Source organism: Sphingomonas sanguinis (assembly GCF_001476905.1).
GTDB classification, from domain to species: Bacteria; Pseudomonadota; Alphaproteobacteria; order Sphingomonadales; family Sphingomonadaceae; genus Sphingomonas; species Sphingomonas sanguinis_B.
Genome location: NZ_LDTE01000073.1, coordinates 23,024 through 29,831, shown reverse-complemented (window position 1 = coordinate 29,831; position 6,808 = coordinate 23,024). Strand labels below are relative to the sequence as shown.

Annotated in this window: 4 protein-coding genes; all 4 read right to left on the bottom strand. The window is 67.1% G+C overall.

The window, feature by feature from the left end; genetic code table 11:
* Window positions 1-46: 46 nt before the first annotated feature.
* Window positions 47-1,138: a Gfo/Idh/MocA family protein gene (locus tag SB4_RS11975; RefSeq protein ID WP_058752753.1), complete on the bottom strand. Its 1,092-nt coding sequence runs from the start codon at window positions 1,136-1,138 to the stop codon at window positions 47-49.
* 85 nt (window positions 1,139-1,223) lie between these two features.
* Window positions 1,224-4,724, bottom strand: a complete 3,501-nt coding sequence (locus SB4_RS11970; RefSeq protein WP_058752752.1) for a DUF3857 domain-containing protein — start codon at window positions 4,722-4,724, stop codon at window positions 1,224-1,226.
* Between the two features lie 78 nt (window positions 4,725-4,802).
* A complete protein-coding gene (locus SB4_RS11965) occupies window positions 4,803-5,330 on the bottom strand; it encodes a hypothetical protein (RefSeq protein WP_153006196.1) in 528 nt (175 codons plus the stop codon).
* Between the two features lie 44 nt (window positions 5,331-5,374).
* Entirely contained in the window at window positions 5,375-6,679 is a 1,305-nt protein-coding gene (gene pncB / locus SB4_RS11960) for a nicotinate phosphoribosyltransferase (RefSeq protein ID WP_058752750.1), read from the bottom strand.
* Between the last annotated feature and the right edge of the window lie 129 nt (window positions 6,680-6,808).

The following is a 6,808-nucleotide window of genomic DNA, read 5'->3' as shown; positions in this document are numbered from 1 at the left end:
CGGATGGTCCCCCTCCCCTTACAGGGGAGGAATGGGTTATGCTTCCTTACCCCAGCGTGATCCGTCGCCCTTCGCGCGCGGAGCGGTAGATCGCCTCGATCACCCGCATATCGGCCAACCCTTCCTCGCCCGGCACCAGCGGGTCGGTGCCGTGCAGGATGCAGCCCGCGAAATGGTCGAGCTGCCCCGCATGCTGGCCCTTGGGCACCGGCACCGACCGCGCCTCGATCCGGCCGTCGCGGCGAATCCGCATCGCCTGCCCCTCATAGGCGGTGGCGGGCTCCAGTTCGATCCAACCCTGCGTCCCGGTGACACGGTACATATTGTGGTTCGAGCTGTAGCTCGACACGCAGGTCGCCTCGATGCCCGAGGGAAAGCGCAGCAGGAAGCTGATCCGGTCCTCGACGGTAGCAAAGCGGGGGTCGCTGCGGTCGGTCGACTCGATCGCGCTGACCTCGACCGGTTCCTCGCCGGTCAGGTATCGGGTCGCGTTCAGGCTGTAGATGCCGATATCCATCAACGAACCGCCGCCCGACAATTTGCGGTCCAGCCGCCACTGGTTCGGTTGCGCGTTGAAGCCATGGTCGGCGGTGATGATCCGGGTCGGCCCGACGAAACCCTTCTTCGCCAGGTCGATCGCCAGCTGGTTATACGGCTCGAAGCGCGAGCGATATCCGATCATCAGCTTGCGTCCCGCCGCCCGGCATGCCGCGATCATGGTGCGGCATTCCGCGACCGAGACCGCCATCGGCTTTTCGCACATAACATGCTTGCCCGCCTTGGCCGCGCGCACCGTATATTCGGCGTGCAGCGCATTGGGCAGGATCACATAGACGACATCCACATCCGGATTGTCACGGATGCGGTCGAAATCGGCATAGGAATAGCGGTGGCTGGGCGGGATGCCATATTTCTCGCCGAAGCGGGTCAGCTTCTCCGGTGTGCCGCTGACCAGCGCCACCAGCCGCGACTGGTCGCACTCGGCGAATTTCGACATGATCAGCTCGGCATAACGGCCCAGTCCGACCACGGCATAGCCGATCTTGCGGCCGCGCGGCGCGGCACAGGCGGTGCTGGCGGCCACGGCCAGCCCCGCACCCAGCCCCGCGATGATCGTCCGACGGTCGGCGTCGCGCATGATCTTCTCCCGTGATCCGACAGCATCTTTCGCCTGCCGAAACAGGAGGTTATCATGACATACCGTTCATCACCACCCGCATGGATCAATAGGTCGTCCAGCCCTGGCTCGTCCCCGCATAGCGCAGCGGCCGAGCATATTTGGCGAACTCCGCCTGGACCTCGGGCGTGGCGCGGGCCTTGGCCAAGGTCTGGAGGATCGCCTGCTCCGTCGGCGTCTGCGCCTCCGCCGTCTCGAAGGTCAGGAACTGGTCGAACACATCGTCCCGTGCCTCGTCGTCACGCAACCGGGTCAGCAGCATATCGGCCGTGGCCTTCACATCGCCGCGACAGGCCAGGACCTGCGTCGCCGCACCCCAATTGTCGGCGGGCTTGGCGGTCAGCTTGGCCTCGTCCGCCTTGGCTTCGTCCAACCGCCCCATCCGGCGCAGCAGACAAGCGCGCCCCGCCCACACCCAGCCTCGACCATAGGGACTCAACTGGTCGAGATGCTTGGTCGCCAGATCGTTGAAGCTGTCGAGCGCCGCCCGATCCTTGCCCGCCTCGCTCAGCATCTCTGCGCGGTTGATCGCGAACGACGTCAGCTCGGGATATGGCTCCATGCCCAGCCCGATCACCAGATCCAGGGCCGCAACCGCCTCATCGACCCGCCCCGCCATCTTCAGTGCGGCGGCATATTCGTTGACCAGCCAGAAGCCGTCCGAGCCGACCGTCTCGATCCGGGCGCGGTCGGTGGCGAGCGGCTTGCCCGCCGCGATCGCCTCGTCGAAACGCCCCAGCGCGCGCAGGGCCTGTATCTGCTGCGACACGACCTTGTAGTTGGTCGGCGCAGCCTTGGCGGCGGCCGCCGCCCGCTTGGCATCGGCCTCCAGCGCGCTGCGGAAATGATCGGCCGTCACCCGGTCCATCTCCGGCCAGAAGGCCTGATAGCGCCGCTCGGCCGCCAGCGAGACCAGGGTTCTGGTCGACGGCTCCTTTGCGAGCAGGGCACGCGCCTCCGCCACATGGCCGCGACGGGCATGGGCGACGATCGCACAGCCCAGCATGGAGTCGCCGAACGCGGTGCGCGGCGCCTGTTGCCACCCTGCGCCGGCCAGCGCCAGGCAGATATCCTCGCGCGCCGCCCGGCGCTTCTCGGGCGCCAGCGCCTGTACCTTCCGGAATGCGCCTTGAACCCACAGGTCCTCCAGGCTGGCAACGATGGCGGGTTGCACCGCCTGGGTCCGCTGAAACGCCTTGGCCACGCTGTCGCCGGTGCCGAGATCGATCTCGTACCCAATCCACAGCCGGAACATCTCGGGGTTACCGGGATATTGCGCGGCGGCGGACTGGAAGGCGGCGAGCGCGGCCTGCGGGCGGCGCAGATCGGCGAGCAGGCCGCCCTTCATCCCCTCGATCAGCCCCGCCGTGGGCGAGGGACGCGGCAACCGGTCCAACATGCCCGTGACCAGGGTCAGCGCCTCGATCTTCGACGCTTGGTCGGGTTTCTGCATCAACGCCTGGACCTTTTCCATGTCCGGGCGAATCTGGGCGAGGAGGGCGCGGTCCAGGCCATCGGGCATCTCGGCGGGTGGCACCGCCTTTTCGAGGTAGAACTCGATCCCCGCCTCGTCCTTCAGCGTGTCGGAGACGGCATAGACGCCCTCGGCCTCGCTCGCCGGAACCTGATCGCGCGGACCGGTTTCCAGGTGATAGGCCATGCGCAGCCCGTCGGGCAGCTTGGTGCTGCGCCGGGTGAACACCACCGCCCCGCCCTTGGCCTCGACATCGTCCAGCGGATCGAGCGGACGGCCCTTGGCGCGCAGCTCGATCACCTGGTCGGTGACGACATGGTCGGGCAATGCCAGCGGGTTGCGGCGCGGATTGGCCTGACGGTCGGGCAGCACGTCCTGCACCGCATAGGCGCGGGTGATCAGCTTGGACGACAGCTTCGCCTTGTCGAACGCCTCGCGCGACAGCGTATAGTCCTCGACCATGGTCAGCGTGTTGGCGTCGCGGTCATCCTTCAGGACCAGCGGGCGGGCCTCGGCCAGGCCGGGGAAGCGCTTGCGATAAAAGTCCAGATTATTGTCCGCGATGCGACGCGCCGACGACGTGGCCCAGCTGGCCCGCATCCCGTCCGCCCGCGCCTCGGTGTAGCGTGTCTCGACATGCAGGGTCAGCGGCACCGCGCCCTTTTCGTCGACCGCGAACTGTTCGAGCACGTCCATCCGCCCAGCGTGATCGCCAAAGCCCTCCATCTTCTCCAGCGCCGCCTGACCGGCCCGGATGGGCAGCGCATAGCCCAGGTCGGAGGCGACGATGGCGGTGCCGCGCCCGCCCCGATGGGTGCCGGTCGGGTCGATCCACATCACCCGGCCATCCACCACGGCGCGCACGATCACATGGTCGAACTGCAACGGCGAGGGCAGCCGGTCGATCAGCCGGTCGCCCGCGCTGGTCGAGACGAGCGCCGGAACCGCATCGATTCCCAACCGGCGCAGCGCGACCGCGAGCAACAGGCTCTTGTCCTTGCAGTCGCCATAACCGCGCGCCAGCACAGTGGCGGGCCGCCGGGGCACGAACGAGCCCTCGCCCATCTCCTCGCCGACATAGCGGATATTGTCCTGTACCAGCCGCGACGCCTCGGTCAGCCGGTCGGCCGCGCCCGGCGACGCCTTGGCAATCGCATCCAGCCGCGCGGCGAAGTCGGGGGTCAGCGCCTCGTCGCCCTTGTACAGCCCCTCCGCCCAGGCGGCGACCTCGCCCCAGCTCTTCATCGTCGAGATATCGACCCGGCCCCACTGAAAGGCACCGGCGGGCACGTTACTCTCGCCCTTGGTCGGGGCGGGGTTGCGGGACACCCATTCCCATTCGGTGCCGCCGTCGATCGCCCGCGTCTGGAACGCGATATCGCTGTTCAGCGCCTTGAAGGCGGGCGTCATGCCGCTCGGCCAGACCAGCCGGATGCTGCGCATCCCCAACGGGTCGGAGAAACGCTGCGAGAATTGGTGGAAGGAATGGCCCGGCCACAGCGCCGAGCGGGTGTGGACGATGGTGGCGTAATCGACTACGTCGCCGACCCGCACGTCGCGGACATTGGCGATCACCTTCAGGCTGCCGCTGACGATCCCGTCCTTCAGGTCGCTTTCACGCTCGACGACGCGGAATTGCGTATCCTTGGTCCGGTCGATGACCTGGCCGTCGCGGACGATGCGGACAAAGGCGATGCCGACGCCCTCGAACGCCGGATTATAGGTCAGCGTGATCTGGCCGATCGATTCCAGCCCGCTGCGGTCGACCACCTTGCTCGCCAGCCGGAACCAGTCGTCATGGCCGTCGGCGCGGGCGCGATATTGCTGGTCGTTGAGCAGATAGGCGATGCCGTCCTGCGCCCCCTCGACCAACGCCTTGGTCGCCTCGGGCACCGGGCGGTCGCGAATCCAGTCGGGCACAGCCTCGACCGCGACGGTCGGCATCGTCGCCTTCGTCTCGCTGGCTACCGCAACCGCCGCCGTTCCGGCGCAGAGCGAGGTGATTGCCACCCCCGCCAGCAACGCAAACCCCATCCCCCGGCGTCGCGCCGTCTTCATCGTCGTCACGGTCATGCTACCTCCCCCGAGATCGGCCAACGCTATGAGCCGCGCCGGGGACTGGCAAGGGGGCAAGGTCGACGGAGCGACGCTTTAATCGACGACGATCTTCTGCGCCTCCACGATGCGGCGGTCGCTGCCCAGCGTGTAGAGATAGTATTTGCGATGCTCCGATCCGGCACGCAGCCGCCGGAGTTGCCGCGCCTGCTCGCGGGTCAGGGCGAAGCGGACATAGCTGGCCTGGACCAGACAGGCATCCACTTCGGATTGCAGCCGGGCCTGGAGCGCATCGACATGCTGGTCCGGCCGATACATGCGCCGCAGCAGCACCTGCCGCTCGCTGCGCAAGAAGGTGACGTCGTCGGCGGGCAGCGTCGTCGGTATGGGCGGCATGTTGTTCTCGCGCTCCAGCACCTCGAAGCCCCGCTGATAGGCCTTGGTCTGGTCGTCCCCGGCCACGTCGCGCCGCGCGGCCTTCGCCATACAGTTGCGCGCACCGCCCTCAAACGCCTCGCGCGAGGCACCGGGCTTGCCCCAGCTGGTTGGAGCCGGGGCCGCCGCCAATGCTGGAAACGCGGTCAAAACACCCAGCAGCCCCAGGCCGATTCCCATTCCGCGCATGACTCTCTCCCGTCCCGCCCCCTTTTCGGTTGGGGCGGCGCCCGTTAGACCATGACCGGCTTGGCCTGTCGCCCCTCCTGTCCGAAAATGCGCAGATAGCGTTCGATCTCGGCCGGTTCGCCGGTCGCCTTGGCCGGATTGTCGGAGAGTTTCACCGCCGGGCGGCCATCCGCGCTGATCACCTTGGCGACCAGCGAGATCGGCTCCAGCCCCGCCTCACCCGCCGGGTCGCAGCCCCGGAAATCATTGGTCAGGTTGGTGCCCCAGCCAAAGCTCATGCGCACCCGGCCATGGAAATGGCGATAGACCGCCTCGATGCTGTCGACGTCCATGCCGTCGGAAAAGATCAGCAGCTTGCTCTTCGGATCGCGGCCATGGGCCTGCCACCAGGCGATGATCTGCTCGCCACCCTCGATCGGTGGCATCGAGTCCGGGCGGAAACCGGTCCAGTCGGCCAGCCAGTCGGGCGCGTGGGCGAGGAAAGCGCTGGTCCCGAACGCATCGGGCAGCGCGATCAGCAGGTTGCCATCATACAGCGCCTGCCACTCCTCCAGCACGCGGTACGGCGCCACCGCCACGCCCGCATCGTCGGGCGCCAGCGCAGCCATCACCATCGGCAGCTCATGCGCGTTGGTGCCGATCGCCTCCAGATCGTTGTCCATCGCCAGCAGCACGTTGGACGAACCGATGAAACGGCTCCCCAGCCCTTCCTTCAACGCCTCGACGCACCAGCGCTGCCACAGGAAGCCATGCCGCCGCCGCGTGCCGAAGTCGGAGAGGACCAGATCGGGCAAGCCGCGCAGCCGCTCCACCTTGTCCCACAGCTTGGCCTTGGCGCGGGCATAGAGCACGTCCAACTCGAATCGCCCCTTGCCCTTCAAGGCAGCGCGCGACCGCAGCTCGTTGACAATGGCGAGTGCGGGGATTTCCCACATCGTCGTCTCGGCCCAGGGGCCCTCAAAATGCAGCTCGAACTGTCCGTCGACGGTGCGCAGCTCATAGTCCGGCAACTGGAATCGGCCGAGCCATTCGATGAAGTCGGGCGAGAACATCCGCTGCTTGCCGTAAAAGCTGTTGCCCGACAGCCAGATCAGTTCCTTCTTGGTGAAGCGCAGCGACCGCGCATGATCCAGCTGTTCGCGCAACTCGGCCTCGTCGATCACCTCGGCCAGGCGGACCGTATGGCTGCGATTGATCAGCGAGAAGGTCGCGTGCACCTCCGGGTGCAACTGCCGGATCATCTGCAGCATTAGCAACTTGTAGAAATCGGTATCGAGCAGGCTGCGCACCACCGGGTCCAGCCGCCAGCCATGATTATAGACGCGGGTGGCGATGTCGGTGACGGGCATGAACGATCCTCAACGGCGCGGGCGATGTCCTCGCCCTGTGACAAGCGTTAGAGGCGATGCCCGTTCCGGTGGGGGCGGGCAAGCATGGCAGGGCCACTGCGTATCAGTCAGCGGCACGATGCCTCCACT

What these genes read in the sequence shown, in the direction of transcription:
- SB4_RS11970 (WP_058752752.1), bottom strand. Translation starts at nt 4,724, where the DNA reads ATGACCGTGACGACGATGAAGACGGCGCGACGCCGGGGGATGGGGTTT.
- SB4_RS11975 (WP_058752753.1), bottom strand. Translation starts at nt 1,138, where the DNA reads ATGCGCGACGCCGACCGTCGGACGATCATCGCGGGGCTGGGTGCGGGG.
- pncB (WP_058752750.1), bottom strand. Translation starts at nt 6,679, where the DNA reads ATGCCCGTCACCGACATCGCCACCCGCGTCTATAATCATGGCTGGCGG.
- SB4_RS11965 (WP_153006196.1), bottom strand. Translation starts at nt 5,330, where the DNA reads ATGCGCGGAATGGGAATCGGCCTGGGGCTGCTGGGTGTTTTGACCGCG.